This is a genomic window from Haloferax denitrificans ATCC 35960 (genome assembly GCF_000337795.1).
Lineage (GTDB): Archaea > Halobacteriota > Halobacteria > Halobacteriales > Haloferacaceae > Haloferax > Haloferax denitrificans.
Genome location: NZ_AOLP01000005.1, coordinates 101545 through 127730, shown reverse-complemented (window position 1 = coordinate 127730; position 26186 = coordinate 101545). Strand labels below are relative to the sequence as shown.

The following is a 26186-nucleotide window of genomic DNA, read 5'->3' as shown; positions in this document are numbered from 1 at the left end:
AATTTAGGCGGTACGGCGACCCGAGTCGGCGGTCTCCGACGGCCGAGTTACCCCGACCGAAGACGGGGAGAACAGAGCGGAAGGCGAGCGGTGCGCGGGGCGCGGGGCGGCCTCACGCCCGCGGGAGCGTGACGACGAACGTCGCCCCGCCGCGGTCGTTGTCCTCGATTCCGACCGAGCCGCCGTAGCTCTCGACGATTTCGCGGACCAGAAACAGCCCGAAGCCGTTGCCCGGGTTCGACAGGTCCTCGATGCGCTGGTCGACGATGCGGTGTTTCTCCTCGTCGGGGACGCCCGGCCCGTTGTCGGAGACGCGGAGTTCGACCGCGTCGTCGCCGGCGGCCACCTCGACTTCGACCGCGGGGGCCGGCTTGTCGTTGTGCTGGACGGCGTTTTTCAGCAGGTGCTCGACGACCTCGTCCAGCAGGTCGTCGGCGACGACCGAAATCTCCGGCAGTCGCCCGACCGCGACGCTCGCGGCGTCGGACTCCCGCCGGAGCGACTCCACGCCGTGGCCGACCGCCTCGTCGATTCGGCGCGGGCGGAACTCGTGGGACTCGCGTTCGACGATGACCTTCATGAACGTCCGCATCGTCCCCACCAGCTCGGTCATCTCGCGGACGCGCCCCTGTATCGTTTCGAGGTGCGTCAGCCCCGCGTCGCTCACGAAGTCCTCGACGATGTCCGCCCGCGCGCCGACCACGTTCAGCCCGTTCAGGAGGTTGTGGCGGATGATGCGGTTGACGAACTCCAGTCGCTCCTGTTCCCGGCGGAGCGCCCGCTCTCGCTCCTTGCGGGCGGTGATGTCGTGGCCTTCGAGGACCAGAAACGACACCTCGCCCTCGTCGTCGTCGACCGGCGTGACGGAGAAGTCGATGACGACCGTCCGGTCTGTGTTCTCGCGGTCGATTTCGACCTCGTGGCGGACGAACGCTCCGTCGACCGCGCGGTCCAGCGAGTCCCGGAGGTCGGCGACGCGTTCGTCGTCGTCGCGCCACCACGGCGTCTCCCACGCTCGCAGTCCGATGACGTCGTCGCGGTCGGCGTCGACGAGGTCGAGCGCGGCGTCGTTCACCCGGAGGACCGTCCCGTCGGGGTCGACCAGCCCGATGTACTGGAAGGTGCTGTTGAACACCGCGTCCAGCTGTCGTTCGCGGCGTTTCCGGTCGGTCATATCGCGGGTCACCTTGGCGAAGCCGACGACCTCGCCGGTATCGTCGGTCAGGGCGGTGATGGTGACTGACGCCCAAAAGCGGGTGCCGTCGGCCCGGACGCGCCACCCCTCGTTTTCGACCCGGCCCTCGGTCCGCGCTCGGTCGAGGAGGCGCTCTGGGAGGCCGGCTTCGATGTCTCCGTCGGTGTAGAACGTCTCGATGTGCTCTCCGAGTATCTCCTCGGTGTCGTAGCCCTTAATCGCCGCCGCGCCCCGGTTCCAGCTCTCGACGCGCCCCGAGGCGTCGAGCCGGAACAGCGCGTACTCCTCGATGTTCTCGACGATGCGCGAAAACGCCTGCTCGCGGCGTTCGAGCTCGCGCTCGCGCTCCCGGCGGACGTGAGTGTCGATGCCGTGGGCGACGGCGTGGCCGAGGTTCCAAATCGGCTCGTCGAGCTCCGGGGTGAACGCCCGCTCGTGTTCGGCGTACATCGTGAGCACGCCGTAGCGCGCGTCGTCGTAGACCAGCGGGACCGACGCCGCCGACCGGTAGCCGCGTTCGAGCGCCGGCTCGCGGAACGGCCCGAACGCCGGGTCGTCGGCGATGCTGTGGGTCGCCTGTACCGCGTTCGACCGGACCGCTCGCCCGACTGGGCCGTTTCCCGCGGGGCTGTCCGCCGACACCGACACGGAAATCTCGTCGAGGTAGCCGTCCTCGGCGCCGGCCCACGCGGTCGGCTCCACGTCGCCCGTCGTCTCGTCGACGACGCCGACCCACGCGAACCGGAGTTCCCCGGTCTGGACGAGCCGCTCGCAGACCTGCCGTTCGATGTCCGCGCGCCCGGCGGCGTCGACGATGGTCTCGTTCACGTCAGCGACGACCTCGTTGAACGTCGCGAGGATGTCGAGCCGCTGGCGCAGTTCCCGCTCGGTCGCCGACGGCTCGCCGACCGACCGCCGAGACCCGTCGGTCATCCCTCTCGACCCCCCCGCGAATCGGCGTCCAGTCGTGCGTGCATACCCCGACTCTGACCCCCACCGACTTGTGCGTTTCTCGGTCGGGCCGGCTCTTCCCTAACCACGTAGGGCCGTGAATTACTACCGACCGTTCCATTCCACTATGTGGCCACAGTGACCTGCCCGGGTCACTCGTCGTGCCCGCACGCCCCCACGGCGGAATCGACAACCCACCCCCTCTCCGCCCAGGGGACGTGTCCCTGCCCAAACCCCAACTCCCTTTCCGCGAAATCGACCGACGAGCGACGGGTGTTTCGTTCGTGTCCCCGACTCGTACATTCATTTCTAGCGGAGGCAGATACAAGACCGAAAGGACGCCTCACCGCGCCATTTACGCCCGATGAGCACATATGTGCAACTCATGAAGAAAAACGAACTCATCCACGTCCACTCGCTCCTCGTGGAAATCGCCACAGACTACCGCGACAGCGGGGTCGTCACGAGCGCCGACCTCGAACCGTACAACCGACTGGGAATCAGCCCGATGGCCCTCCGGGACTGCCGCGCCGACCACGAGCGCGCCGTCCGGACGCTCACGGCCGTGCTCGCGGTCTGTGCGGCCCGCGACCTCGACCGCGACGCGGAGGCGGTGCCCGGCCGACGCCTGCTCCGGTCCGACGAGACGGCCGGCACTGACACCGACCAGCGCGCCACGTCGTACTGACCTTTCTTCGCGGTCTCCCTCGAACAGCGGCGGCACCGCCCGACGGATGGACCTAAGAGCGCCCGGTGAGACGCCCTCGGTATGCGACTCGAAGACTACTGGGGCGTCGGTCCGAAGACCTCGGGCCGACTGGAATCGGCGCTCGGCAGGGAGGGGGCGGTCGCCGCCATCGAGTCGGCCGACGTGCGGGCGCTCGTCGACGCCGGCGTCACCCGCGGGCGGGCGGTCAGAATTCTCCGCCGGGCCGACGGGCAGGCCGGTATCGACGCGCTGGCGACCCGCGACGCTCGGAACGTGTACGACGACCTGTTGTCACTCGCCAGCGACCGCGCGCTGACCGAACACGCCGCCGACCGCATCCGCGTGTTGACGCCGCTTCCGACCGTCGAGGCCCGGCGCGACCGCCTCGACCGCATCCTCGCGGCGCGGGAGGCGTGGGCCGACCTCGACGGCGACGCCCGCGACGCTATCGAGGCGGCGTTCCGCGACTACGACGAGGCCGGCGAGACCGAGCGCGCCGCCGTCCGCGCCGCGCTCGAACTCCGCGAGGCCGGACTCCGCGGCGAGCCGTTCGACGCGCTGGCGGAGGCAGACCCCGACGCCCTCCGCGACGCGCTCGGGGCGCTCGGCTACGTCGACAACGACGGCTCGGTCGCGGCGGGTGCCGACGACCGCCTCGACAGCCTGCGGAGCCGGCTCGACACCGCGAACGAACTCCGGTCCGGCTCGTTCGACGTGCTCGAAACCATCCAGTCGCGGGGCGTCCGCTCGCTGGACGACTTCCGCGCCGCGTTCGTCCAGTACGTCGCTCAGGAGACCGACCTCTCGCGCGGCGAGGTCGAGGCGGTCGCCGCCGAGGACGCCCGCGACGCGACCGACTTCGTGAGCGCGTCGCTCCGGGCGCTCGTCGAGGACCTCGAAGCCGACGTCGCCGCCCGGGAGGAGACCGTCGCAGAGGAGCTTCGGGACCGCATCTGGGCCGCCCGCGACGACGTGGACCTCGCGGTCGAGGCCGTCGACGAGGTGGCGCTGTCGCTGTCGCTCGCGCGGTTCGCCGACGAGTACGACCTGACGCCGCCGGACATCGCCGAGACCGGGCTGGCGGTCTGCGGCGCGCGCAACCTCTTTCTCGACGACCCACAGCCCGTCTCGTACGCCGTCGGCGACCACGAACTCGCGTGCGCGTCGGGGCCGACGCCGCCGGTCGGCGACCGCGTGTCGGTCCTCACGGGGGCCAACAGCGGCGGGAAGACGACGCTCTTGGAGACGCTCTCGCAGGTCGCCATCCTCGCGTCGATGGGGCTCCCCGTCCCCGCGGAGTCGGCGGTCGTCGGCCGGTTCGACTCGGTCGTGTTCCACCGCCGGCACGCGAGCTTCAACGCCGGCGTGCTCGAATCGACGCTCAAGTCCATCGTCCCGCCGCTGTCGGGCGACGGGCGGACGCTGATGCTCGTCGACGAGTTCGAGGCCATCACCGAACCCGGTCGCGCGGCCGACCTGCTCAACGGACTGGTGAACCTCACCGTCGAGCGCGACGCCTTCGGCGTCTACGTCACGCACCTCGCGGACGAACTGAGCCCGCTCCCGCCGGAGGCCCGCATCGACGGCATCTTCGCCGAGGGGCTGACCGACGAGCTGGAACTGCGCGTGGACTACCAGCCGCGGTTCGGGACGGTCGGCAAGTCCACGCCGGAGTTCATCGTCTCGCGGCTGGTGGCGAACGCCGGCGACCGCGCCGAGCGCGCCGGCTTCGAGGCGCTGGCGGCGGCGGTGGGCGAAGAGGCGGTACAAAAGACGCTGTCCGACGCCGAGTTCGTCGGCTGACGCGACGCGGCGTCGGAGGGGGCTAGCGGCGGCGGAGGCTCTCGTCGGCGGCGCGTCGACCGCGTCGGCGTCGGCGACTCAGCACATCTCGTCGAGCGAGACGAACGCGTCGGCGTCGGCGGTCAACCACGCCTCCATCCGGTCGCAACAGCTGTCGCGTCGGGGGTAGACGGTGACCTGGTCCGGGCTCCCTCGATAGGAGACGACGACGCTATGGAGGAAGCGTTCCCCGGTGGTATCCGCGCCGGCGCGGTCAGCGGTCCCTGCAACCGAGTTCTGAGATGCGGGCAGTTCGGACATTCGCCGTCACGTAGACAAACGCGACGGTGATTACATAACCTTCACTAAGTGTGGTAGGCATTGACAATACCCGAGGGTTACAAAACGTTGCACCAAGTGGGAGTACGGAGTGATACATAGCCGCGCTCGCCGACGCGAAGGCGTGGATTCCACAGTTTCGCGGCGTCGGCCGCGCCGTCGGGCGACTTCTGCCGGCGGAGACGGGTTGAAGTGCCCGGAACCGCCATCTGGGTGTCAATGGTCGATCCCACGTCCGATTTGGAAGAAAACGTAGACCCAGAAGACGCCCCGACCTGCGCGACGTGCGGGGAACCGATTGTGAACAGCCCGACGCACCACGTCGTCACGTGGGTCGAAGACGACGCTGTGCAGGCGCGGCACTTCTGCGACGACGACTGCCGGGACGCGTGGGACGACGAGCGGTAGCTCCTTTCTGACGGTCGCTCCGCGGGGCGGGCGCCTCGCGCGACTACTCGACCGACGACCAGAACTGGTCGAGGCCGAAGCCGAGCATGTCCGGACTGACGGGTCTGAACTCCTCGCGCTCCTGTGCCGGCAGGTAGTCGCGGACGCCGTTCCACGAGTCGCGGGCGTACCGAGCGTCGACGAAGACGCGGACGCCGACCTCGTCGGTCCCGCGGATGACGCGCCCGATGGCCTGTCGCGCCTTTCGCACCGCGGGCACCGTGAGGGCCGTCTCGAATCCGTCTCCGAACTCGCGGTCGTAGGCGGTCTTCACCGCGCGGGTCCGCGGCGACGACGTGTTGATGAGCGGCACGCCGCAGACGACCGCCGCGGAAAGCTTGTCGCCGCTGTAGTCGACGCCCTCCGTGAGCGTGCCGCGGAGGCTCGTCACGAGCACCTTCCCCTCGCCGCCGAAGAAGTCGCGCTTGAGTCGCTCGGTGGCCCCGTCGTCGGACGACTCGTCGAGGAGGACGGGCTTGTCGACGCGGGCTTCGAGCGCGCCCGCCATCCACTCGGCCTCGGCGTAGTTCGGCATCCCGACGAGGACGTTGCCCGGCGACCGCTCGCACACCTCGACCGCGGCGTCGGTGTACGCGAGCCGCGTCTCGTTTTCCTCGCCGGGCGGCCCGCGGTTGCTGTGGGTGAACTTCGGCACGTCGACGGCGAAGCTCGCGCGGTTCGACTCGGGGAAGCCGAGGCCGAACGTCCGCTCTGCCACCGGGCGGCCGTCGTCGGCGAGCGCGTCGAGGCCGGTCACGCGCCGGAACACGTCGATGGGTTCGAGCGTCGCGCTCATGAGGACGCCGCCGCCGAAGTCGCCGAGGCGCTCCGCGATGGCCTCGCCGGGAACGCAGTTGTGGACCGACAGCCGGGCGTTGTACGCGCGCCGCCACGACTCCGGCGGCTCCATCTCGTCCCACGTCCGTTCGAGTTCGATTTCGCGGAAGTGCTTTTCGTGGTCGGCGTAGGCCCACGTCGAAAGCGCCCGCCCCGCCGCGGGGGCCGCCCGGCGCTTGTCGTCGTCCTCCACCGAATCGAGGATGCGGGCGACCGCAGAACCGGTCGCCTCGGCGCGGACCCACGTCCCCTCGTCGTGGCCCTTTTCCTCGGCCCACTCGGTGAGTTCGTCGACGCCGGGTTCTTCGGGGTCCCGCAGGGGTAGCTCCTCGTCTTCGAGTTCGGTGAGGTCGGCGCGCCAGCCGACGTACTCGCGGTCGAGATGGGCGGTCACGCGGCGGTCGAGCTCCTCGCGGAGGTCGCGGATGAAGTCGCGGGTCTCCTCCAGTTCGCGGAGCGTCACGTCGGTCTCCTGTAGCTCCCCGCGGACGAGGTCGGCGTCGACGGTGGACTTGCCGGCGTCGTCGAACTTCACGGGCTGGATGACGCGCGTGAACTCGCTTTCGGCGTCGCGGAGCGTCCGGTCGCCGACGCCGACGGAGACGAGGTCGCGGACGCGGGGTTCGAGCATGTGCGCCTCGTCGCAGATGACGAACGTCGAGTCGTCGACGAGCGCGCCGGTGAACGTGCCGACGGTCGTCGGGTCGAACGCGTGGTAGTAGTTGCCGACGACGACCTCGACGTGGGGCAACAGCGCGCCCATCACGGAGTGGGGACACGACCCCGCGCCCGCGGCCAGCGAGACGAGGTCCTCGGTCCCGATGAGTCCCTGCTCGTCGAACTCGAAGGGGACGGCCTCGATTGGGTCGCCGTCTTCGGGGAGGTCAGCGAGGAAGTTCGCGTAAAAGGGGCAGTACTCCACGTCCTCGTACTCCGGCATCGACGTCGGGTACGGCGTCGGGTCGCCGGCGGTTTCGAGGTAGTCCGGCCCCGCGGCCGTCGAACCGGTGTCGAGGAGGCCGGTCTGTTGCTCGCGGGCGTCCTTGGCGAGCGCCTCGGCGCTGGTTCGGCCGCCGTCGCCGACGAGCCCGCGGGTCCGGTCGCGGAGCGCCTCACAGCGGTCGTAGACGGTCGCGTCGTCGATGCCGCCACAGCCCTCGCGGCTGTAGGGACACACGTCGGACTTGCCGACGAGCGTGAGCCCAGAGACGGGCTTCCAGTCGGTCGGGAGGTTCTCGTTTATGGTTCGGAGGTCGGCCTCGAACTGCCGGAGCTGTTGCTTGACGCTCGTGAGGACGAAGACGCGCTCGTAGTCGGAGTCGGGGTCGCGGACGAGGTCGATGCCGGCGGTGAGCGCGAGCATCGTCTTGCCGGTCCCGCACGCGCCCTCCACGACGGCGAACCCGTCGTCTCGGGCGGTCTGTATCGCGGTCTCGATTCCGTCGGCCTGCTCCGGGTACGCCTCCGGGTGGCCGAACACCTCCTGCCAGGTCACGCTCTGTGGTCCAGTTGCGACGGCCATAGGGGTGTCGGTGAGTGGTCGCGGCGTCGCACTTGAACGTTCGCGCCGGGGCGAGGAGGTGTGGGGCGGGGCGGAGCGAGGAGGCGCACGGGGCGCGCCGAGCTATTCGAGGAAGGCGGAGATGACCTCGGCGAAGGCCTCGCGGTCGTCGGCGTCGCCGCCGACGCAGACGACGAACGGCGCGGCGGCGGCGTACACCTTCATCTCGCGGCCCTTCTCGGAGTAGCGGGTGTCGGCGACGCGGACGAGGTCGGCGTCGATGAGGTTTCCGAGGTGGTGACGGGCGTTCTGGACGGAGGTGTCGACCCGCTTCGAGAGTTCGGTCGCCGTCGCGGGCGACTCCTGCAGACACGAAAGCAGGTCGCGGGCGGTGTCACAGGAGAGGCTTCCGAGGAGTCGCGCCGTCTCGTCGTCGTCGAGCCAGTGAACCCGAGGGTCGGCCTCACCGCTCGCATCGACGGCTCCGTCGGACGGTCGCAACTCTGACACGTGAATGATATCTCTGGAGGGAGAAGTAAATCGTTTCGGCTGTCAGGCGCTCGACGGCTCGGCGCGGTCGACGCCCGGCAGTCGGTTCAGCGCGTAGAGGACGGCGAGCGCGGCGACGAACACCGCGAGTCCCCCGGCGAGGGTCCGAAAGACGGCCTCGAAGGCGTAGTTCGCCTCGGTCAGGAAGCCGACCGCGCCGCTCCCGTTGGCCTCCAAGAGGAGCGCCGCGCCGCTGAAGACGGCGTAGGCGCTCCCGCGGGCGTCGCTCGGCAACGACGAGAGCATGAACGTGTCGAGCGCGGGAAACAGGCTGTGGATGACGTAGCCGAGCACCGCGACGACGACCGCGACGGCGACGAAGCCCTGCGCGTACGTCAGGGCGACGAGCGCGCCGATGAAGGCGACGAGCAGGCCGAAGATGTACGGGACGTGCGGGAGTTTGTCGGCGAGGCGGCCCGAAAGCGAGAACGCGGGGACGCCCGCCGCGAAGACGATGGTGAGCATCGTGCTCGCCGTGGCGGCGTCGAACGCCTTCGCCTGCGTCATGTACGACACGAGGAAGTTGAAAAGCCCCTGCCAGACGAACCCCGCGGGCGCGATGAGGAGGATGCCCGTGAGGATGAGCTTCCAGTGGCCGAGCGCGGCGGAGAAGTCGCGGTCCGCGCCCGTGCCGGCCCCCGCGCTCCCGTCGCGGGAGACGGCGTAGAGCAGTAGCGTCACGAGCGCGCCGGCGACCGCCAGCACCCAGAACGTCTCGCGCCACGAGTACGACGCGAGGATGAAGACGACGACGGGCGCGGCGACGACGGCGGCGACCTGACTGGCCGCGCCGTGGATACCGACCATGCGGCCGACGCGCTCGGGGAACAGTTCGCCGACGAGCGGGGTCGCGGAGACGAAGTACGCCCCCGAGGCGAGGCCGAGGCCGAACGCGCCGATTTGGAGCGTCAGCACCGACGTCGCGCTCGCGGTGAACGCCGCGGCGACGACGAGGAGTGTGCCCGACCCGAGGACGACCTTCGACCGCGAGATGCGCGTGAGGAGGTAGCCGACGGGGATGCGCGGGATGGCGGTCCCGAGCCAGACGAGGCTCGTCACGACGCCGATGGTCGCCGGACCGACCGAGAACTGCGTCTGGAGCGTCTCGACGAGCGGCGGGAACGCGACGCGGCCGAAGTTGACGAGGAAGACGAGTCCGCAGAGAGTTCCGAAGAGGCGGCGAGTCACTACCGCGGATTCAGCCGCCGCCGTGTCAAACGTTGCGAATCCGACCCGCGACCACATGTGTTAACGCGCCGCCGGGCAAACGGGGGCGTATGATTACGAGTCGACGCATGGCCGCGGTCGACCTGAACGCCGAGGCGCTCGGCGTGCCGCGGAAACAGCTCATGGAGTCGAGCGGGAACGCCGTCGCGCGGGCGTGCCGCGACCTCGCGGACCCCGGCGCGTCGGTCGCAGTCGTCGCCGGGCGCGGCAACAACGGCGGCGACGCCCTCGTCGCCGCGCGGTTCCTGAAGGCGTACGACGTGACCGTCCATCTGCTCGGCCGCCCCGAGACGATTTCGACCGATATCGCCCGCGAGAACTGGGACGCCCTCGTCGCGGCCGAGGCCGACCGCCGGACCGTCACGGACTCGGCCGGCTTCGACCTCGGCGACCCCGACCTCGTCGTGGACGCGATGCTCGGCACCGGCGTCACCGGCGCGCTCCGCGAACCCGAGGCGACGGCCGCGCGCGCCATCAACGACTCCTCGGCGACCGTCCTCGCGGTGGACGTGCCCTCCGGCGTCGACGCCGACACGGGCGACGCGGCGGGACTCGCGGTCGACGCCGACCGGGTCGTCACCTTCCACGACGACAAGCCCGGCCTCGGCGACCTCGACTGCGAGGTCGTCGTCTCCGACATCGGCATTCCCGAGGCGGCCGAGTTGTTCACCGGTCCCGGCGACCTGCTCGCGCTCGACCGCGACGCCCAGAGCCACAAGGGCGACCACGGCGACGTGCTCGTCGTCGGCGGCGGCCCGTACACCGGCGCGCCCGCGCTCGCCGCGCAGTCGGCCCTCAGAGCCGGCGCGGACCTCGCCCGCGTCGCCTGCCCCGAGGCCGTCGCCCGCGAGGTACAGGGCTACTCCGAGAACCTCATCGTCCGCGGCTTTTCGGGCGACCGACTCGCGCTCCAACACGTCCCCGACCTCCTCGACTTCGCCGCCGACCGCGACGCGGTCGTCTTCGGTCCCGGTCTCGGCGACGCCGACGAGTCGCTCGCCGCGGTCCGCGAGTTCCTCGCCGCCTACGGCGGGACCGCCGTCGTCGACGCCGACGCCCTGCAGGTCGTCCCCGAGGTGGATACCGAGGCGACCCTGATTTGCACGCCCCATCAGGGCGAGTTGCGGAAGATGGGCGGCGAGACCGACGCCGACTGGGAGACGCGACGCGACCTCGTCCGCGAGTTCGCCGCCGACCTCGGCCACACGCTCCTCGTGAAGGGCGCGTACGACGTGGTCTCCGACGGCGACGCGGTCCGCGTCAACCGAACCGGGAACCCCGGCATGACCGTCGGCGGCACCGGCGACGTGCTGGCGGGCGCGGCCGGCGCGCTCGCGGCCGTCCTGCCCCCGCTCGACGCGGCCGCCGTCGCGGCCTACGGAAACGGCCGCGCGGGCGACCTCGCCGCCGAGGCGTTCGGCGGCGGCCTCGTCGCCACGGACCTGCTCGAACGACTGCCCGCGGCCCTGCGAGGTGACGAAGCATGAGCGACGAGCGCGCCGGTGCGGAGTCGAACGAGTCGGCCGACGGCGACGACCGCGACCTGACCCACGTCGACGAGGAGGGCAACGTCCAGATGGTCGACGTGGGCGCGAAGCCGGACAGCCGCCGCCGGGCGGTCGCCCGCGGGACCATCCACCTCAGCGCCTCGACGGTTCGGGCCATCCGCGACGACGAAATCGGGAAGGGCGACGTGCTGGCGACCGCCCGAATCGGCGCGATTCAGGCCGTCAAGCACACGTGGGAGACGATTCCGATGTGCCACCAGATACCCATCACGAACGTCGACACCGAGTTCGAGGTGGCCGACGAGTCGGTCACGCTCTCCGTCACGGTCGGGACGACCGGCAAGACGGGCTGTGAGATGGAGGCGCTAGAGGGCGTGACGACCGGCCTCAACGTCGTCTGGGACATGGTGAAAGCCGCGGAGAAAGACGACGACGGCCAGTATCCGGGGACGCGAATCTCGGACGTGGAGGTCGTCACGAAGGAGAAAGCGACGCTCGACTGAGTCGAACCGGCGGCCCGGCTCTCGCCGCCCGCGTCCGGTCGGACGGCCCGGTTCGGGTCAGGCCGAGTCGGCCGGCACGGAGAGGTCGGCGGCCTTCGCCCGCGCCTTCTCGACGATAGCGGGGCGCGCCTCGAACTCGACGTGGACCTGTTCGCCCTCGTACTCCTCGGTCTCGACGTGGGCGTGGTCGTAGAGCCACGAGACGAGGCTCATCGTGTCGTCGGCCATCGGCAACAGGAGCCGCTCGCGCTCCCACGGGGGCAGTTCGTCCTCGACGCGGGCGGCCAGTTCCTCGACGTTCTCGCCGGTCAGCCCCGAGACGGCGACGGGGTTGGGCGCGAGCGCCGACAGCGCCGCGCGCTTTTCGTCGAGTTCCGCCGCCTCGACCTTGTCAACCTTGTTGAACACGGTCACGATGGGCGCTTCGTTGCGCTCGTAGAGCGTGTCGTGGCTGGTGACGAGCTTCTCGCGCATCTCCTCGACGGGCTCGGAGGCGTCCACGACGAGCAACACGAGGTCGGCCCGGTAGACCGAATCGAGCGTGGACTTGAACGACTCCACCAGCCAGTGGGGGAGGTCCGAAACGAAGCCGACGGTGTCGGTGAGAAGCACGTCTCGCTTGCCCGTCTCGGCGCGGCGCGTGGTCGTCCCGAGGGTGGTAAACAGCTTGTCCTGGGACTCGGCGGTCGGGTCGAGGTCCGGGTGGAGGTCGTCGTTCTGGCCGACTTCGAGGTCGGCGGCGAGCCGTTGCATCAGCGTCGACTTCCCGGCGTTCGTGTAGCCCGCGAGGGCCACGAGGTCGAAGCCGGACTCGCGGCGCTGTTCGCGCCGGGTCTCCTCTTTGTCCGCGATGGCGTCCAGTTCGTTCTTGATGCGCGAAATCTGGGCCTTGATGTCCTGCTCGCGGCTCTCGTCGTACTCGCCGAGGCCCATGAAGCCGGGGCGCTCGTCGCGCTTCGCCAGCGACGCCTTCGCCTCGGCGCGCGGCAGTTCGTAGCGTAGCTCGGCGAGTTCGACCTGCAACTGCGCCTTGCGGGTGTTCGCCCGCTGGCCGAAGATGTCGAGGATGAGCGTGAAGCGGTCGATGACCTCCGCGTCGTCCGGGAGCTTCTGGGCGATGTTGTACGTCTGGTAGGGGCCCAGCCGGTTGTCGAAGACGACGGCGGCGGCGTCCTCGCGGGCGACGAGCGACGCTAACTCGCCGACTTTCCCTTCGCCGAAGTGGAAGGCGGCGTCCTCCTCGCGGGTCTGGGTGAGTTCGCCGACGACCTCGTGGCCCGCCGCGCGGGCGAGGTCGGATATCTCCGTGAGGTCGGCGTCTCCGCGGTCGACGCGCTTCGCGACGACGACGCGGCTCATCGCCGCACCTCGATTGTGGGGTACGTTGCCTGCACTGTGTCAGTCGGTACTAGCCGCCGGAGGCACTTAAGCCCCGCTCGGCCGGGGTCACGCGTCGAGATGGCGTCCCGTCACCTCCCGTTCCATGGCCGCGTTTGGACGCCGGGACTCTTGTAGGTTGCCCGGCCGCGACCTGACAGTTCGGTGACGGCGACAGTCTCCCCACAAATCACTTATATCGACGGGCGGGTTGTTCGCCGTATGGACCCCTTACAACTGAGCATCGACCCCCAACAGCTCGGCATCGAGTTCGGGAGCGGGGCCGTCATCGGCGGCATCATCGGCTTCGCGGCCAAGAAAATCGCGAAGCTCATCGCCGTCATCGTGGGCCTCGAACTCGCCGTGTTCAAGTTCCTCGAATCGCGGGGCATCCTCACCGTCGACTGGGAGCGCCTCACCGGCGGACTCGTGAGCGCCACGCAGGACGCCGCGGCCGGCACACCGCCGGACTGGATTTCGACGATTCTCTCGACGCTGTCCGTCTCCGCCGGCTTCTCCGGCGGCTTCCTCGTCGGCTTCAAGAAGGGGTAATAAGGGGTAATCGCCGCGCCTCGAAGACGCCCCGACCGTCTCAGAGTTCGTCTTCGTCCTTGACGATGCGCGTCTCGGCCGTGCCGCTCGTGATGTTGTTCACCTTGTCGTAGAAGTCGTTTTGCATCCCCGCGGGGAACGTGATGACGCCGACCCACGAGCCGTCGTTCTGCCACTCCTCGCGTTCGAGGTCGCCGTAGCTCCGAATCTGGGCCTGCCCGCTCCCGGCGTACTCGGCGGGGAGTTGGACGGCGACGGTGACCTCGGCGAACTTGATGGGCAACACGGGGCGGAGCGCGTCGAGGGCGTCGTCGACCTGCGACTCGACGGGCTCCATCGGGTCGATTTTGAAGCCGGCCTCTTCGAGCGCGCGCTCGATTCGCTCCGGCGGGTGCGGCGAGTCGTTCATCTGCGGGTTCACCGCGTTTCGCGCGATGCGGTTGATGAGCGACTTGCGCTTCTGTTCTTGCATCTCGCGGCGCTGTTCGGCCGTGATCTGAATCTCCCCCTTCTTGACGACCTGAGGGATTATCTCCAGCGGGTCGGTCGTCCCGAAGACCTCTTCGAGGTCGTTCTCGGCGGGGCGGTCGCCGCGGGAGGCGTCCTCGAACACGTCTTCGGCGGCGATGACCTCTTCGAGGTCGCCGTCGAACTCGCCGCGCTTTATCGAAAGCGCCGCGTCGGGGTCGATGAGCACCTCGAACCGCGCGCCGTGGGATTCCAGGCGGGCCGTGACTGCCTCGTCGAGTGAAATCATAGGTTCCGATACTCTCTCCGTGGTAAAAAGCCCTCGCCGACCGACCTCCCCGACAGCGTCTCGCGAAATTCGCCGCGACCCCGTTCGGAGCAATCGTTATGCTCGCCCGCACCCCACGTCTCGGTATGAGTTCGCAGACGTCGGAGAAGTCCCTCGAAGAACGGCTCGACCTGTTCATGCGGCGGAACTTCCCCCAAATCGAGATGCACGGCGGCGACGCGGGTATCGAGGCCATCGACGAGGAGACCGGCGAGGTGTGGATTTCCCTCACCGGCGCGTGTTCCGGGTGCGGTATCTCGCCGATGACGATTCAGGCGCTGAAGGCGCGCATGGTCGCCGAGTTCGAGGAGATAGACGCGGTCCACGCCTCGACCGGCGGCTTCTACGACGACGACTCGGGCGCGGGGTTCGAACCCGACGTGTCCGACGCGCCCTTCTGAGCGGCCTTCTGACATCGCTTTTCGACCGAACTCCCCCGAGAGCGACGACGCCCGAACGCACCCGAGCGCGCGCCGCGCCGTCGCTCGCCGTGATAGAAAAACGAAGAATGGAGCCGAGGGGAGCTGACGCCGGCTTACGCGGCCGCTTCGATGATGTCGACGAGGTCCGCTTTGCTCTGGACGCCGATGACCTCCTTCACCTGCTCGCCGCCGGCGTAGAACTGGAGGGTCGGGACACTGCGAATCCCCTGCTCGCGGGCCAGCTCTTGGAGTTCGTCGATGTCGACCTTGGCGACGACGGCGTCGGTCTCCTCGGCGATTTCCTTCACGGTGGGTTCGAGCATCTTACACGGGCCGCACCAGTCGGCGTGGTAGTCCACGAGGACGACCGCGCTGTCGGCGATGAGTTCGTCGAGTTGGTCCGAACTCTCGATATGGACGGGCACGTCGGTTGTCTTCGGAGTGCTCATATCTCCACGTACCGGCGCGACACTCTTACCCATTGCGCCTGTTTGCGCGCCGACGCACGACCGCGAAACTCCGCGTTCGCGGCGAAACCGGCCGGTTCGAAAGCGAGTCTCAGCAGTCGTAGGTCAGGAGCACTCCGTCGTCGACGCGCTCCACGTCGCGGAGCGACAGTCGGGGGAAGTCGGCGACGAAGCCCTCGCCGTCGGCGAGCGTCGGCGCGTCGCGGCCGCCGATGACCATCGAGCCGACGTAGAGGGTGAGTTCGTCGACGAGGCCGGCCTCGAACAGCGAGAAGATGAGTTCGCCGCCGCCCTCGACCATGAGTCGGTCGATGCCACGGGTTTCGAGCGCGTCGAGGGCGTCGGGGAGCGACACCCGCTCCGCGCCCGCGACGACGAGTTCCGCGCCGGCGGCTTCGAGCGCCTCGCGGCGGGCGTCGGGCGCGGCCTCGGAGACGAGCACGTAAGTCGTCGCCGCGTCGTCCAGAATCCGGGCGTCGGTCGGGGTTCGAGCGCGCGAGTCGGCGACGACGCGGGCGGGGTGCGGCGAGTCGCCCCGGTCCTCGCGGGCGGCGGCGAGGGCGGGGTCGTCGAGCGTGAGATGCGGGTCGTCGGCGAGGACGGTCCCGACGCCGACGGCGACGGCGTCGGCGGCCGCGCGAATCTCGTCCACGCGGGCGAAGTCGTCGTCGCCGCTTATCCGCACCTGCTCGCGGCGGCGCGAGGAGAGCTTGCCGTCGAGGCTCGCGGCGGCGTTGACGTGGACGTGCATACTCGCGGGTCGTCGCCGCGGCGAAAACGCCTTTCGGTGAAGTGGCGTCGGAGTATTGCCGGACAGGAATTAAATAGGCCTCTGTGGTACATTGTGTCATCTATGACTGCCAAGGTCCTGATGCTGGGGTGGGGGTTTCCGCCGAACGTCAGCGGCGGGCTCGACACGCACGTCGGCGAGATGTTCGAGCGACTCGAAGACCGCGAGGACGTCGACATCGAACTCGTGCTCCCCGCGGAGTACGCGCCGGACCGCGAGGGCATCGTCGGGGTCCCGACGGGCGAAGGCGACATCATCACCCGAATCGGACGGCTGGGCTCGACGTTCGCGGAGCGCGCCGCCGACGCCGACATCGTCCACACCCACGACTGGTTCGGCTACGGGCCGGGGTCGCGCGCGAAATCGAACAACGAGGACGTGGAGTGGGTGACCACGTTCCACTCGCTTTCGTCGGACCGCAACATCGACCCGCCGCAACGGGAAGTCGAGACCGAGCGCCGCATCGCCGAGCGCTGTGACCACCTGCTCGCGGTGAGCGAACTCCTCGCCGACAAGGTCAAACGCGAGTACGGCGGCGACTGCCACGTCATCTACAACGGCTTTTCGGAGTGCGAGACGACGGGCCGCGACCTCAAGGAGGAACTCGGCATCGACGGGAAGATGCTGTTTTTCGTCGGCCGGCACACGGACCAGAAGGGCATCTCGCATCTCGTCTACGCGATGGAGAAACTCGCCCGCGACGACGTGACGCTCGTCATGGGCGGGTCGGGCCACCTCACCGCTCAGCTCAAGCGCTTCGCCGAACTGCTCGGCGTCGAAGACCGCATCAAGTGGGCCGGCTACGTCCCCGAGGAGGCGCTCGGCGACTACTACGCCTCGGCGGACCTGTTCGTCTCGCCGTCGCTGTCCGAGCCGTTCGGCATCACCATCGTCGAGGCGCTCTCGACGGGAACGCGCGTCGTCGCCACCGAGAGCGGCGCGGCGGAGGTCCTCCCCGAGGACTGCGTCATCGAGGTCGAACCCGACTCGCGCTCCATCGCCGACGGCATCGAGTACGGCCTCTCGCTCGACGGCGAACCGGAGTACGAACCATACACGTGGGACCGCGTCGTCGACGAGACGGTGGCGTACTACCACAGCATCCTCGACGGGGACGACGACCCCTCGGCCGGCGCGGAGAACGAAGTCGACGCCGGCGACGCGGACGCCGCCGAGTCCGACGCGAACTGACCGTCGAACTCGGGGGTCAGCACGCCGGCTCAGAAATCGACGGTATCGGAACTCAGCGGAGGAGTCGCACGTCGGTCACCGGCTCGGGGTGGCGAATCCGGTAGCCGCCGCGGGTCGGCACCATCCCCTCTCGCGGCATCGTGCCGCGGGCGGACTGGTACGGCGAATCGTCGGTCTGGACCGACTGGTACGGCGAGTCGTACGCCGACTGGTAGGGGCTGTCCGACGATTGGTACGCGCTGTCGGCCGCCGCCTCGGCGTCGAACCCCTCCGGCGGGAGGTAGATTCGCTCGCCGGACGCCGAGCGGACGACGACCGCGCTGTCCTTGTCGCCTTCCATCACGATAGTCGTCCAGCCGTCTTCGATGGTCACGGAGAAGGAGATCTCCTCGTCGGCGTCGCCGGCGTCCGGGCCCTCGTCGTTCGACATACGAGTCCAACTGGCACGCGAGCACTTAGTGATTCGCCCGCGGCCGGTCACCCGACCGTCCGGTCGCCCGACCGCCCGGCAACACTTTTTATCCGACGGGGGCGAATCCCGACTCGATGGAACTCGACCAGCATGCCGAGGAGCTTGCCTCCGCCCTCGGTGTCGACAAAGAGGAGGTCAAATCCGACCTGCAGAACCTCCTGCAGTACAGCGTCCCGCTCGACGAGGCGAAACAGAGCGTCCGACGAAAACACGGCGGCGGAAGCTCCGGCGGGAGCGACGGCGCGCCCTCGACGAAGCGCATCGCCGACATCGACCCCGACGGCGGCAACGTCTCGGTGACGGTCCGCGTGCTCACCGTGGGCACCCGCTCTATCGTCTATCAGGGCGACGAACAGACCATCCGCGAGGGGGAACTCGCCGACGAGTCCGGCGTCATCTCCTACACGGCGTGGCAGGACTTCGGCTTCGAGCCGGGCGACTCCGTCGTCATCGGCAACGCCGGCGTCCGCGAGTGGGACGGCAAGCCCGAACTGAACATCGGCGCGTCCTCGACGGTCGGCGTGGAGTCCGAGACGGTCGAGACGCCCTACGACGACCGCATCGGCGGCGAGGCCGACCTCATCGACCTGCAGGCCGGCGACCGCGGCCGGACCGTCGAGGTCCGCGTCCTCGAAGTCGATTCGCGCACCATCGACGGCCGCAACGGCGAGACGACAATCCTCTCGGGCGTCGTCGCCGACGAGTCCGGGCGGCTCCCCTTCACCGACTGGGCACCCCGTCCCGACGTGAAAGAGGGCGCGAGCCTGCGACTCTCGGACGTGTACGTCCGCGAGTTCCGCGGCGTGCCGCAGGTGAACCTCTCGGAGTTCACGACGCTCGACGTGCTCGACGACCCCGTTTCCGTGACCGACTCCGCGCCGCGCCTGAAGGTCGGCGAGGCCGTCGACGCCGGCGGGATGTTCGACGTGGAAGTGCTCGGGAACGTCCTCGAAGTGCGCGACGGTTCCGGGCTCATCGAGCGCTGTCCCGACTGTAGCCGCGTCGTCCAGAACGGCCAGTGCCGACAGCACGGCGAGGTCGACGGCGAAGACGACATGCGCGTGAAGGCGATTCTCGACGACGGCACCGGCACGGTGACCGCCATCCTCGACCGCGACCTCACCGAGGAAATCTACGGCGGGACGATGGCCGACGCGATGGAGGCCGCCCGCGAGGCGATGGACAAAGAGGTCGTCGCCGACGACATCGCCGACACGCTCGTCGGCCGCGAGTACCGCGTCCGCGGGAACCTCTCGGTGGACGAGTACGGCGCGAACCTCGAAGCCGACGAGTTCGAGGAGACCGACGACGACCCGGCCGAACGCGCCGCCGCCCTCCTCACGGAGGTGCGCGCATGAGCGCCTCGCCGGTCGTCGGCACGCGGGAAATCGCCTACCGCGTCTTCGCCGCCGAGTTCGACGACGCGTCGCTGTCGTACTCCGAGAGCGACGAGGAGCGCGCGCCGAACTACGTGGTCACGCCCACCGGCGCGCGGCTCAACCGGACGTTCGTCGCGGGCGTGCTCACCGAGGTCGAACACGTCAACGACGAGGTGCTCCGCGGGCGCATCGCGGACCCGACGGGCGCGTTCGTCACCTACGCCGGGCAGTACCAGCCCGAACCGATGGCCTACCTCGACGCGGCGACGCCCCCGGCGTTCGTCTCGCTCGCGGGCAAGGCCCGCACCTACGAACCGGACGACGCCGACGTGGTGTACTCCTCGGTCCGCCCCGAGAGCGTCAACACCGTCGACGCCGACGTGCGCGACCGCTGGATAGTCTCGGCCGCCGAGGCGACGCTCCGCCGCATCGCGGTGTTCGACGAGGCGCTGTCGATGCCCCACCGCGGCGACGACCTGACCCGCGCGCTCGAAGCCCGCGGCGTCGACCCGACGCTCGCGGCGGGCATCCCCCGCGCCATCGACCACTACGGGACGACCCGAACCTACCTCGAAGCACTGCGCGAAGTGGCCGTGCAGGCGCTCGAACTCGTCGCGGGCGACCGCGACCAAGTCGACCACCTCGACGTCGCCCCCGGCGACGGCGGCGACGCGGTGCTCGGTCCGCTCCCCGAACTCGACCTCGAACCGGCAGAGAGCGTCGATATCGAGGTCGGCGACGCGGACGCTGAGGAGGGCGACGAACTCGGCGAGCCGGAGCCCGACGCGGGCGAGGTGGAAGCCGACCCGGACGAGTTCGAGGCCGAATCCGAGTCCGAACCGGTCGCCGACGAGCCGGAGCCGGAACTCGACGACGGGACCGAGTCCGAGGCCGTCGAGCCGGAGTCTGAATCCGAGCCCGTCGCGGAACCTGAATCCGAGCCGGAGTCCGCACCCGAACCCGAGCCCGTCGCCGCCGAGACGACGGCCGCGACCGAGAGCCAGTCGGAGGCGTCCGAGCCGGAACCGGAGAGCGAGCCGTCCGCGACGGCCGAGTCCGAACCGGTCGAAGCGGCCGACCTCACGTCCGAACCCGAACCGGCGACCGACTCGCTCGACGACGATTCTGAGCCAGACTTCGACGCCGGGGCCGACGACGGCGCGCTCGGTGACTTCGAAGACGACGCCCCCGACGCGGGTACGACCGACGCCGGTTCGCTCGACGAATCGGGAAGCGGAACCCTCGGCGACTTCGACGACGGCTTCGACGACCCCGACCCCGACCCCGAACCCGAGACGGACGCGCCGGCCGACGACTCGGCGACCGCCTCCACCGACTCCGCGTCCGCCGACGCCGACGACTCGGTCGACCCCGACGGGATGTACGAACTCGACGAGGACGAGCGGGCCGAAATCGAGTCCGAGTTCGGCACGGAGTTCACCTCCGGCGCGGACGTCGACCCCGCCGGCGAGGCGGACATCGACGTGCCGGACGCGGACGACCTCACCGAACAGCTCGAAGACGAACCCGCCGCGGCCGCCGAGCCGGAACCGGAACCCGAGGCTGACGCCGCCGCGGAACCCGAACCAGCGGTCGAATCCGAGCCTGAACCCGAACCCGAGCCGACGCCCGACGCGGCGTCGGCCGGGGACGAAGACGAGGCCGACGCTGACGCCGACGAGTCCGCCGAGGACATCGACCTCGAATCGGTCGTCGTGGACGCCATGGACGACCTCGACGGGGGCGACGGCGCGACCCGCGACGAGGTCGTCGCGGCCGTCGTCGACGAGTACGGCGCGGACCCCGGCGCGGTCGAAGACGCCATCCAGGAGGCGCTCCTCGGCGGCCGGTGCTACGAGCCGCAGGACGGCGTGCTGAAGGCCATCTGAGGCCGTGTCGGGACCGCTCGTCGAACCGATTCCCGGCCATCCCGCCGCGGTGGCGCGGACGAGCAGGCGCGGGTTCCCCGAGCGCTCGCTCGTCGTCGCCGACTACCACGCCGGCATCGAGGCCGGCCTGCGGTACGAACGCGGGGTTGAACTCCCGTCGAAGGCCGCGGTCCGCCGCGAGCGTCTGCTGTCGCTTCTCGACCGCACCGACGCCGACCGACTGGTCGTCCTCGGCGACCTCGGCCACCGCATCGGCGACCCGAAGGGAGACGAGGCCGAGGAACTGCGCGACCTCGCGGCCGCCGTGGCCGACCGCGCGGAACTGACGGTCGTCCCCGGCAACCACGACGGCGGTCTCGCGGACTTCTTCGGCGACGACGCGGAGGTGACCGACCCCGCGGGCGTCCGCCTCGGCGACGTGGGCTTCTGCCACGGCCACACGTGGCCCTCGCGGGAGGTGCTCGCCGCCGACGTGGTCTGTTCGGCCCACGAACATCCGGCGGTCAGGCTGGAAGACGAGGTCGGCGGCGCGCGGAAAGAGCGCGTCTGGCTCCGCGGCTCCCTCGCGCCCGCGGTGTTCGCGGAACACTACGGGGTCGACCCCGCCGAGGTGACGCAAGCCGACGCCGAACTCGTGGTGTTCCCGGCGTTCAACGACACCTCGGGCGGGACGTGGGTCAACGTCGCCGGGCAGGGCTTTCTCTCGCCGTTCCTGCCCGACGGCCTCGCGAACGGCGAGGCCTACCTGCTCGACGGCACGCGGCTGGGCGACTACCGGAACGTCTGAGTAGCAGTCGCGGTGGTCGCGGTGGTCGCGGTGGTCAGAACAGTCCCGAGCCGAAACCGAACGTGAGCGTGCCGAGCACGAACACGGCGACGGCGGCCACGCGGGCGAGTCGTTGCCAGCCGGTCCACTCGCGGAAGAACTCCGGGACGCCTTTTTCTCGTTCCTGCACGGCGTAGCCGACGAACCAGAGGGTCGAAAGCACCAGCACCGCGGCGAAGACCAGTTGCCACGCCGCGAGGTCGCCCCACTGGTTGCCGAGGACGATGAAGAGGTTCCCGGCGGTGAAGCCCGCCTGCGACAGCCAGAACGACCGTTCGGGAGTCACGTCACCACCGAGTACAGTTGAAGCGCGACGCCGAACGTGTAGAGCGCCGCGCCGAGGACGACGAGATAGACGAGCGGGCTCCAGTCCGTCGGGACTCGGGCGCGGTCGGGGTCGCGGAGGGCGACGACCGACGCGTAGCCGACCGCAACGACGCCCGCGGCCGCCGCCGCGGTGTTGATACCCACGTCTCCCGCCGAAACGTCGAGCGCGATATCGACGGCGGCGCAGAGACCGAAGACGAGGAACGCGGACCAGTAGACACGTTTCGGGGACACGCCCGAAATTGATTCACGGGCGACATGAATCTCCCGGTGGGGACCGCCCCGAGCGGTGCGCTTAATCGCCTCGAACCGCTACCTCGGGCGATGCCAGACGGCGAGGCCGCCGCCGGAATGGACGCCTTCGCGACGCTCTCGTCGCCCGTTCGGAACGCGCTCTCGGAGCGCGGATTCGCGACGCCGACAGAGCCCCAGCGCCGGGCGATTCCCCCGCTTTCGGACGGGAAACACGGCCTCATCATCGCGCCCACGGGCACTGGCAAGACGGAGACGGCGATGCTCCCGGTCTTCTCGGCCATCGCCGACGCCGAGGACCGATTCGGGATTTCGGCGCTCTACATCACCCCGCTTCGGGCGCTGAACCGGGACATGCGCGAGCGGCTCGACTGGTGGGGCGAACGGCTCGACATCGACATCGACGTTCGCCACGGCGACACCACGCAGTACCAGCGCCAGAAGCAGGCGAACGACCCGCCGGACGTGTTGGTGACGACGCCCGAGACGTTGCAGGCGATGCTCACGGGGAAGAAGCTCAGGAAAGCCCTGTCCGACGTCCACCACGTCGTCGTCGACGAGGTGCACGAACTCGCGTCGGCCAAGCGCGGCGCGCAGTTGACAATCGGGTTGGAGCGCCTCCGCGAGTTGGCCGGGCCGTTCCAGCGAATCGGCCTCTCGGCGACGGTCGGGTCGCCCGAGGAGGTCGGGAAGTTCCTGACCGGCGACCGCCCGTTCGAGGTCATCGAGGTGGACGTGGACAACCGCGTCGAGTTCGAGGTGGTCCGCCCCGAGGTGACGAACGAGGACGAGTCGCTGGCGGGCAAACTCGCCACCGACCCGGAGATAGCGAGTCACGTCCGGACGATTCGGGATATCGTCCGCGACCACGAGTCTGTGCTCGTCTTCGTCAACACCAGACAGACCGCGGAGGCGCTCGGCTCGCGGTTCAAGGCGCTCGGCGACCCCATCGAGGTCCACCACGGCTCGCTGTCGAAAGACGTGCGAATCGACGTGGAAGACCGCTTCAAGGCCGGCGAGTTGGACGCGCTCATCTGCACGTCGTCGATGGAACTCGGCATCGACGTGGGTCGGGTGGACCACGTCGTCCAGTACAACAGCCCCCGCGAGGTGTCGCGGCTCCTCCAGCGGGTCGGTCGCGCGGGCCACCGCCTCGGCGTCGTCTCCCGCGGGACCGTCGTCACCGACCACCCCGACGACACGCTCGAAGCGCTCGCCATCGCCCGGCGGGCCGTCTCCGGCGAGGTCGAACCCGCCCGCGTCCACCACGGGAGCCTCGACACGGTTGCCAACCAAATCGTCGGCGTCGTCATGGACTACGGCGACGTGTCCGCCCGCCGCGCCTACGAGATTATCACGCGGGCGTACCCCTTCCGCGACCTCGCCGAAGACGACTTCCGCGCGGTCGTCCGCGAGCTTTCGGGGAACCGACTGCTCTGGCTCGACGAGGACAAAGACCTCCTCGAAAAGTCCGGCGGCACGTGGCAGTACTTCTACGCCAACCTCTCGATGATTCCCGACGAGGAGACCTACGACGTTCACGACATCTCCTCGCGCCGGCAGATAGGAACGCTCGACGAGAAGTTCGTCCTCAACTTCGCCGCGCCGGGCGCGACGTTCATCCAGCGCGGCGAGATGTGGCGCGTCAACGACGTGGACGACGAGGAGGCGCGGGTGAACGTCTCGCCCATCGAGGACCCCGGCGGCGAGGTGCCGTCGTGGGTCGGCTCGGAGATTCCGGTGCCCGCGCCCGTCGCCGGCGAGGTGGGCGAACTCCGCGACGTGGCCGCGCCGCAGTTCGCGTCCGGGGCCGACCGCGAGGCCGTCGCCCGCGACATCGCAATGCGCTATCCGACCGACGAGGCCACGGTCAGGTCGGCGCTCGGCCCCATCGAAAGACAGGTCGAGGCGGACGCGCCGATTCCGACCGCGAACAGGCTCGTCCTCGAAGGCTCGCCCCGGAAGGTGACGCTGAACTCGCCGTACGGCCACCGGGTGAACGAGACGCTCGGGCGGCTCCTGTCGGCGCTCATCGGCCAGCGCACCGGCTCGTCGGTCGGCATGGAGGTCGACCCCTACCGCGTCGAGTTCGACGTGCCGGGGAAGGTCCGCCCGACGACGTTCGCCGAGGTGCTCCGCGAGACCGACCCCGACCACGTCGAGGCCCTGCTCGAACTCGCCCTCAAGCGGTCGGACTCGCTGAAGTTCACGCTCGCGCAGGTGGCCGCGAAGTTCGGCGCGCTCAAGCGCTATCAGGGGAAGGGCCGCTTCGGCGGCGACCGACTCCTCGCCGCGTTAGAAGACACGCCCGTCTACGACGAGGCCGTCCGCGAGGTGTTCCACACCGACCTCGCCGTCGCGGAGACGGTCGAACTGCTCCGCCGCGTCCGCGAGGGCGACGTGGAACTCGCCGTCGCCCGCGAGCCGACCGCCATCGGCACCGGCGGCCGCGGGTCGGGCACCGACTTGCTCGTCCCAGAGAACGCCGACGCGAGCGTCATCGAGACGGTCCGCGACCGGATTCAGAACGACCGCGTGCTGTTGGCGTGTCTCCACTGCAAGGACTGGACTCGGAAAACGAAGGTCAAGCGCGTCCGTGAGCCAGTGACGTGCCCCGAGTGCGGCGCGACCCGCGTCGCCGCGCTCAACCCGTGGGATGACGAGACGGTGAAAGCCGTCCGCGCGCCGGAGAAAGACGACGAACAGGAGCGACTGACGAAGCGATCCTACCGCTCGGCGAGTCTGGTGCAGGCCCACGGCAAGCGGGCGGTCGTCGCGCTCGCGGCCCGCGGCGTCGGCCCGCACAACGCCGCGCGCATCATCAACAAGCTCCGCGAGGACGAAGACGACTTCTACCGCGACATCCTCGAACGGGAGCGCGAGTACGCCCGGACCCAGTCGTTCTGGGATTGACGGTCCCGACGCCGGGTTCGAACCTTACTCCTCGATGGCCCACTCGTCGAGAATCTCGGTCGTCGCGGCCGCCAGCGCCTCGAAGTCCTGCATCGAGATGCCGTCGGTCGTGACGAAGACGCCGAAGTCCTCGACGGTGATGCGGACGAGATAGCCGTTTTCGAACACGCGAATCGTGTACTCGTAGTCGCCGAGTTCGGACCCGCGGTAGGCGTCCTGTGTCATCTTGAAGTCGTGCCACTCGTTGCCGATAAAGGAGTTCAGGTCGGCCTCCTGTTCGAGGTCCTCGCGGATGTACACCTGCACGTAGTCGAAGCGGTTGAAGTACGTGAGCGAGCGGAGGCTGTCGCCGACGGCCGTGCGGCAGACGGTGACGAGCTTTTCCTCTGCTTCCTCGGGGAGGAGATTGGACATCGCTTCAGCCTGTGCGAGCGAGCGCCAAATAGGCGGCGGCTTCGACAGTCACGGGGCGAGAACTGAGACGCGGCGACCGGCCGAGACGCCGCTACTCCGACGCGTAGGCGTCCCGGTAGTCACGCTCGCGCCGGATGAGCTCCTCGACGCCGTGTTCGAGGATGTCGGAGCCAAGCGACGTGGCGCGGTAGTACGAAAACAGCCCTTCCTCGTCGGCTCGCGCCCGCTTTCGCTTCTCGACCAACCCGGCGTCGACGAGCTTGTTGAGGTGGTAGTGGAGCGTGTTCGCCTGCACGTCGAGCGCCTCGGCCAGCGCCTTCGGGCTCCGCTCGCCGAAGTGGACCAGTCGGTACAGCAGGGTAAACCGCGTCCGGTCGCCGAGCGCGGCCTGCATGTCGAGGTACTCGTCCAGCGTGAGGACGCTCGTCGGGGGAAGCAACTCGGCGGGGTCCTCGGGGAGGCCGTCCGAATCGACCGGGTCGTTCGTCGCCATCTCGGTTCGAGAGACGCGGCGTGTCGGTTTAACGGTTCTTGAGTCGAGCTTCGCTGAAAAATCCGGATTTTATATACT

The 26186-nt window shown here is 69.4% G+C and carries 26 protein-coding genes; 12 read left to right on the top strand and 14 right to left on the bottom strand.

The window, feature by feature from the left end; genetic code table 11:
- Nucleotides 1-112: 112 nt before the first annotated feature.
- A complete protein-coding gene (locus C438_RS04695) occupies nt 113-2128 on the bottom strand; it encodes a PAS domain S-box protein (RefSeq protein ID WP_004968130.1) in 2016 nt (671 codons plus the stop codon).
- 403 nt (nt 2129-2531) lie between these two features.
- Between C438_RS04695 and C438_RS04690 the strand changes: the two genes are divergently transcribed.
- Together C438_RS04690 and C438_RS04685 are read left to right on the top strand one after the other, a co-directional pair.
- A complete protein-coding gene (locus tag C438_RS04690; RefSeq protein ID WP_007273836.1) occupies nt 2532-2834 on the top strand; it encodes a UPF0058 family protein in 303 nt (100 codons plus the stop codon).
- 81 nt (nt 2835-2915) lie between these two features.
- Entirely contained in the window at nt 2916-4658 is a 1743-nt protein-coding gene (locus C438_RS04685; RefSeq protein ID WP_004968128.1) for a DNA mismatch repair protein MutS, read from the top strand.
- A gap of 78 nt (nt 4659-4736) precedes the next feature.
- Here C438_RS04685 and C438_RS04680 read toward each other — a convergent pair whose 3' ends face one another.
- Entirely contained in the window at nt 4737-4958 is a 222-nt protein-coding gene (locus C438_RS04680; RefSeq protein WP_049917734.1) for a DUF7511 domain-containing protein, read from the bottom strand.
- Between the two features lie 237 nt (nt 4959-5195).
- Between C438_RS04680 and C438_RS04675 the strand changes: the two genes are divergently transcribed.
- Nucleotides 5196-5384, top strand: coding sequence for a DUF7576 family protein (locus C438_RS04675; protein ID WP_049917741.1), 189 nt, complete (start codon nt 5196-5198; stop codon nt 5382-5384).
- Between the two features lie 43 nt (nt 5385-5427).
- Here the strand turns inward: C438_RS04675 and C438_RS04670 are convergent, their stop codons facing one another.
- From C438_RS04670 to C438_RS04660, 3 genes are all read right to left on the bottom strand, one after another.
- Nucleotides 5428-7782, bottom strand: a complete 2355-nt coding sequence (locus C438_RS04670) for an ATP-dependent DNA helicase (protein WP_004968126.1) — start codon at nt 7780-7782, stop codon at nt 5428-5430.
- 102 nt (nt 7783-7884) lie between these two features.
- Nucleotides 7885-8271, bottom strand: a complete 387-nt coding sequence (locus C438_RS04665) for an ArsR/SmtB family transcription factor (RefSeq protein ID WP_049917733.1) — start codon at nt 8269-8271, stop codon at nt 7885-7887.
- A gap of 42 nt (nt 8272-8313) precedes the next feature.
- Nucleotides 8314-9498, bottom strand: a complete 1185-nt coding sequence (locus tag C438_RS04660; RefSeq protein WP_004968124.1) for an MFS transporter — start codon at nt 9496-9498, stop codon at nt 8314-8316.
- An 89-nt stretch (nt 9499-9587) separates the two neighbouring features.
- On the opposite strand from C438_RS04660, the gene C438_RS04655 reads away from it, so the two are divergent.
- Both C438_RS04655 and moaC read left to right on the top strand, forming a co-directional pair.
- On the top strand, nt 9588-11024 hold the full coding sequence (locus C438_RS04655) for an NAD(P)H-hydrate dehydratase (protein WP_275039874.1): 1437 nt from the start codon (nt 9588-9590) through the stop codon (nt 11022-11024).
- Entirely contained in the window at nt 11021-11548 is a 528-nt protein-coding gene (gene moaC, locus C438_RS04650) for a cyclic pyranopterin monophosphate synthase MoaC (protein WP_004968122.1), read from the top strand. Before C438_RS04655 ends, moaC begins: the two co-directional genes overlap by 4 nt.
- 57 nt (nt 11549-11605) lie before the next feature.
- On the opposite strand, the gene hflX is transcribed toward moaC, so the two are convergent.
- Nucleotides 11606-12907 (bottom strand): GTPase HflX, encoded by a 1302-nt coding sequence (hflX, locus tag C438_RS04645; protein ID WP_004968121.1) that lies wholly within the window; start codon nt 12905-12907, stop codon nt 11606-11608.
- A 240-nt stretch (nt 12908-13147) separates the two neighbouring features.
- On the opposite strand from hflX, the gene C438_RS04640 reads away from it, so the two are divergent.
- Nucleotides 13148-13477 carry an FUN14 domain-containing protein gene (locus tag C438_RS04640; protein ID WP_004968120.1) on the top strand — a complete coding sequence of 110 codons (330 nt, stop codon included), beginning with the start codon at nt 13148-13150 and terminating at the stop codon, nt 13475-13477.
- Nucleotides 13478-13517: 40 nt separating this feature from the next.
- On the opposite strand, the gene C438_RS04635 is transcribed toward C438_RS04640, so the two are convergent.
- The gene (locus C438_RS04635) at nt 13518-14234 is read right to left on the bottom strand and encodes a ribosome assembly factor SBDS (RefSeq protein WP_004968119.1); all 717 of its coding nucleotides are present in this window, start codon (nt 14232-14234) and stop codon (nt 13518-13520) included.
- A 125-nt stretch (nt 14235-14359) separates the two neighbouring features.
- Here C438_RS04635 and C438_RS04630 point away from each other — a divergent pair, with 125 nt between their 5' ends.
- On the top strand, nt 14360-14674 hold the full coding sequence (locus C438_RS04630; protein WP_004968118.1) for a NifU family protein: 315 nt from the start codon (nt 14360-14362) through the stop codon (nt 14672-14674).
- Nucleotides 14675-14808: 134 nt separating this feature from the next.
- Here C438_RS04630 and trxA read toward each other — a convergent pair whose 3' ends face one another.
- Entirely contained in the window at nt 14809-15144 is a 336-nt protein-coding gene (gene trxA, locus C438_RS04625; RefSeq protein ID WP_049917732.1) for a thioredoxin, read from the bottom strand.
- Nucleotides 15145-15253: 109 nt separating this feature from the next.
- Nucleotides 15254-15913 carry a 2,5-diamino-6-(ribosylamino)-4(3H)-pyrimidinone 5'-phosphate reductase gene (locus C438_RS04620; RefSeq protein WP_004968116.1) on the bottom strand — a complete coding sequence of 220 codons (660 nt, stop codon included), beginning with the start codon at nt 15911-15913 and terminating at the stop codon, nt 15254-15256.
- A gap of 120 nt (nt 15914-16033) precedes the next feature.
- On the opposite strand from C438_RS04620, the gene C438_RS04615 reads away from it, so the two are divergent.
- Nucleotides 16034-17143, top strand: a complete 1110-nt coding sequence (locus C438_RS04615) for a glycosyltransferase family 4 protein (RefSeq protein WP_004968115.1) — start codon at nt 16034-16036, stop codon at nt 17141-17143.
- A gap of 52 nt (nt 17144-17195) precedes the next feature.
- On the opposite strand, the gene C438_RS04610 is transcribed toward C438_RS04615, so the two are convergent.
- Entirely contained in the window at nt 17196-17573 is a 378-nt protein-coding gene (locus tag C438_RS04610; RefSeq protein ID WP_004968114.1) for a DUF7510 family protein, read from the bottom strand.
- A 116-nt stretch (nt 17574-17689) separates the two neighbouring features.
- Between C438_RS04610 and C438_RS04605 the strand changes: the two genes are divergently transcribed.
- Genes C438_RS04605 through C438_RS04595 form a run of 3 tightly spaced genes read left to right on the top strand, consistent with a single transcriptional unit; the run spans nt 17690 to nt 21670 of the window.
- Nucleotides 17690-18973 carry a Single-stranded DNA binding protein gene (locus C438_RS04605; RefSeq protein WP_004968113.1) on the top strand — a complete coding sequence of 428 codons (1284 nt, stop codon included), beginning with the start codon at nt 17690-17692 and terminating at the stop codon, nt 18971-18973.
- The gene (locus C438_RS04600; protein ID WP_004968111.1) at nt 18970-20883 is read left to right on the top strand and encodes a hypothetical protein; all 1914 of its coding nucleotides are present in this window, start codon (nt 18970-18972) and stop codon (nt 20881-20883) included. The genes C438_RS04605 and C438_RS04600 overlap by 4 nt, the downstream gene beginning before the upstream one ends.
- 4 nt (nt 20884-20887) lie before the next feature.
- Nucleotides 20888-21670, top strand: coding sequence for a metallophosphoesterase (locus C438_RS04595; protein WP_004968109.1), 783 nt, complete (start codon nt 20888-20890; stop codon nt 21668-21670).
- 34 nt (nt 21671-21704) lie between these two features.
- Here C438_RS04595 and C438_RS04590 read toward each other — a convergent pair whose 3' ends face one another.
- Nucleotides 21705-21995 carry a hypothetical protein gene (locus C438_RS04590; protein WP_004968107.1) on the bottom strand — a complete coding sequence of 97 codons (291 nt, stop codon included), beginning with the start codon at nt 21993-21995 and terminating at the stop codon, nt 21705-21707.
- The gene (locus C438_RS04585; RefSeq protein WP_004968105.1) at nt 21992-22270 is read right to left on the bottom strand and encodes a hypothetical protein; all 279 of its coding nucleotides are present in this window, start codon (nt 22268-22270) and stop codon (nt 21992-21994) included. Before C438_RS04585 ends, C438_RS04590 begins: the two co-directional genes overlap by 4 nt.
- Before the next feature lie 90 nt (nt 22271-22360).
- Here C438_RS04585 and C438_RS04580 point away from each other — a divergent pair, with 90 nt between their 5' ends.
- A complete protein-coding gene (locus tag C438_RS04580; protein WP_004968104.1) occupies nt 22361-25201 on the top strand; it encodes a DEAD/DEAH box helicase in 2841 nt (946 codons plus the stop codon).
- 24 nt (nt 25202-25225) lie between these two features.
- Here the strand turns inward: C438_RS04580 and C438_RS04575 are convergent, their stop codons facing one another.
- Nucleotides 25226-25615: a DUF7522 family protein gene (locus tag C438_RS04575; protein ID WP_004968103.1), complete on the bottom strand. Its 390-nt coding sequence runs from the start codon at nt 25613-25615 to the stop codon at nt 25226-25228.
- 91 nt (nt 25616-25706) lie between these two features.
- Nucleotides 25707-26108, bottom strand: coding sequence for an ArsR/SmtB family transcription factor (locus C438_RS04570; protein ID WP_004968102.1), 402 nt, complete (start codon nt 26106-26108; stop codon nt 25707-25709).
- Nucleotides 26109-26186 lie beyond the last annotated feature (78 nt).

Bases quoted from the DNA above. Each gene is read 5' to 3' on its own strand.
- C438_RS04655 (WP_275039874.1), top strand. From the start codon at position 9,588: ATGATTACGAGTCGACGCATGGCCGCGGTCGACCTGAACGCCGAGGCG.
- C438_RS04615 (WP_004968115.1), top strand. From the start codon at position 16,034: ATGCTGGGGTGGGGGTTTCCGCCGAACGTCAGCGGCGGGCTCGACACG.
- C438_RS04630 (WP_004968118.1), top strand. From the start codon at position 14,360: ATGAGTTCGCAGACGTCGGAGAAGTCCCTCGAAGAACGGCTCGACCTG.
- C438_RS04670 (WP_004968126.1), bottom strand. From the start codon at position 7,782: ATGGCCGTCGCAACTGGACCACAGAGCGTGACCTGGCAGGAGGTGTTC.
- C438_RS04575 (WP_004968103.1), bottom strand. From the start codon at position 25,615: ATGTCCAATCTCCTCCCCGAGGAAGCAGAGGAAAAGCTCGTCACCGTC.
- C438_RS04635 (WP_004968119.1), bottom strand. From the start codon at position 14,234: ATGATTTCACTCGACGAGGCAGTCACGGCCCGCCTGGAATCCCACGGC.
- C438_RS04690 (WP_007273836.1), top strand. From the start codon at position 2,532: ATGAAGAAAAACGAACTCATCCACGTCCACTCGCTCCTCGTGGAAATC.
- hflX (WP_004968121.1), bottom strand. From the start codon at position 12,907: ATGAGCCGCGTCGTCGTCGCGAAGCGCGTCGACCGCGGAGACGCCGAC.
- C438_RS04695 (WP_004968130.1), bottom strand. From the start codon at position 2,128: ATGACCGACGGGTCTCGGCGGTCGGTCGGCGAGCCGTCGGCGACCGAG.
- trxA (WP_049917732.1), bottom strand. From the start codon at position 15,144: ATGAGCACTCCGAAGACAACCGACGTGCCCGTCCATATCGAGAGTTCG.
- C438_RS04605 (WP_004968113.1), top strand. From the start codon at position 17,690: ATGGAACTCGACCAGCATGCCGAGGAGCTTGCCTCCGCCCTCGGTGTC.
- C438_RS04675 (WP_049917741.1), top strand. From the start codon at position 5,196: ATGGTCGATCCCACGTCCGATTTGGAAGAAAACGTAGACCCAGAAGAC.
- C438_RS04580 (WP_004968104.1), top strand. From the start codon at position 22,361: ATGCCAGACGGCGAGGCCGCCGCCGGAATGGACGCCTTCGCGACGCTC.
- C438_RS04570 (WP_004968102.1), bottom strand. From the start codon at position 26,108: ATGGCGACGAACGACCCGGTCGATTCGGACGGCCTCCCCGAGGACCCC.
- C438_RS04640 (WP_004968120.1), top strand. From the start codon at position 13,148: ATGGACCCCTTACAACTGAGCATCGACCCCCAACAGCTCGGCATCGAG.
- moaC (WP_004968122.1), top strand. From the start codon at position 11,021: ATGAGCGACGAGCGCGCCGGTGCGGAGTCGAACGAGTCGGCCGACGGC.
- C438_RS04680 (WP_049917734.1), bottom strand. From the start codon at position 4,958: ATGTCCGAACTGCCCGCATCTCAGAACTCGGTTGCAGGGACCGCTGAC.
- C438_RS04610 (WP_004968114.1), bottom strand. From the start codon at position 17,573: ATGTCGAACGACGAGGGCCCGGACGCCGGCGACGCCGACGAGGAGATC.
- C438_RS04685 (WP_004968128.1), top strand. From the start codon at position 2,916: ATGCGACTCGAAGACTACTGGGGCGTCGGTCCGAAGACCTCGGGCCGA.
- C438_RS04600 (WP_004968111.1), top strand. From the start codon at position 18,970: ATGAGCGCCTCGCCGGTCGTCGGCACGCGGGAAATCGCCTACCGCGTC.
- C438_RS04620 (WP_004968116.1), bottom strand. From the start codon at position 15,913: ATGCACGTCCACGTCAACGCCGCCGCGAGCCTCGACGGCAAGCTCTCC.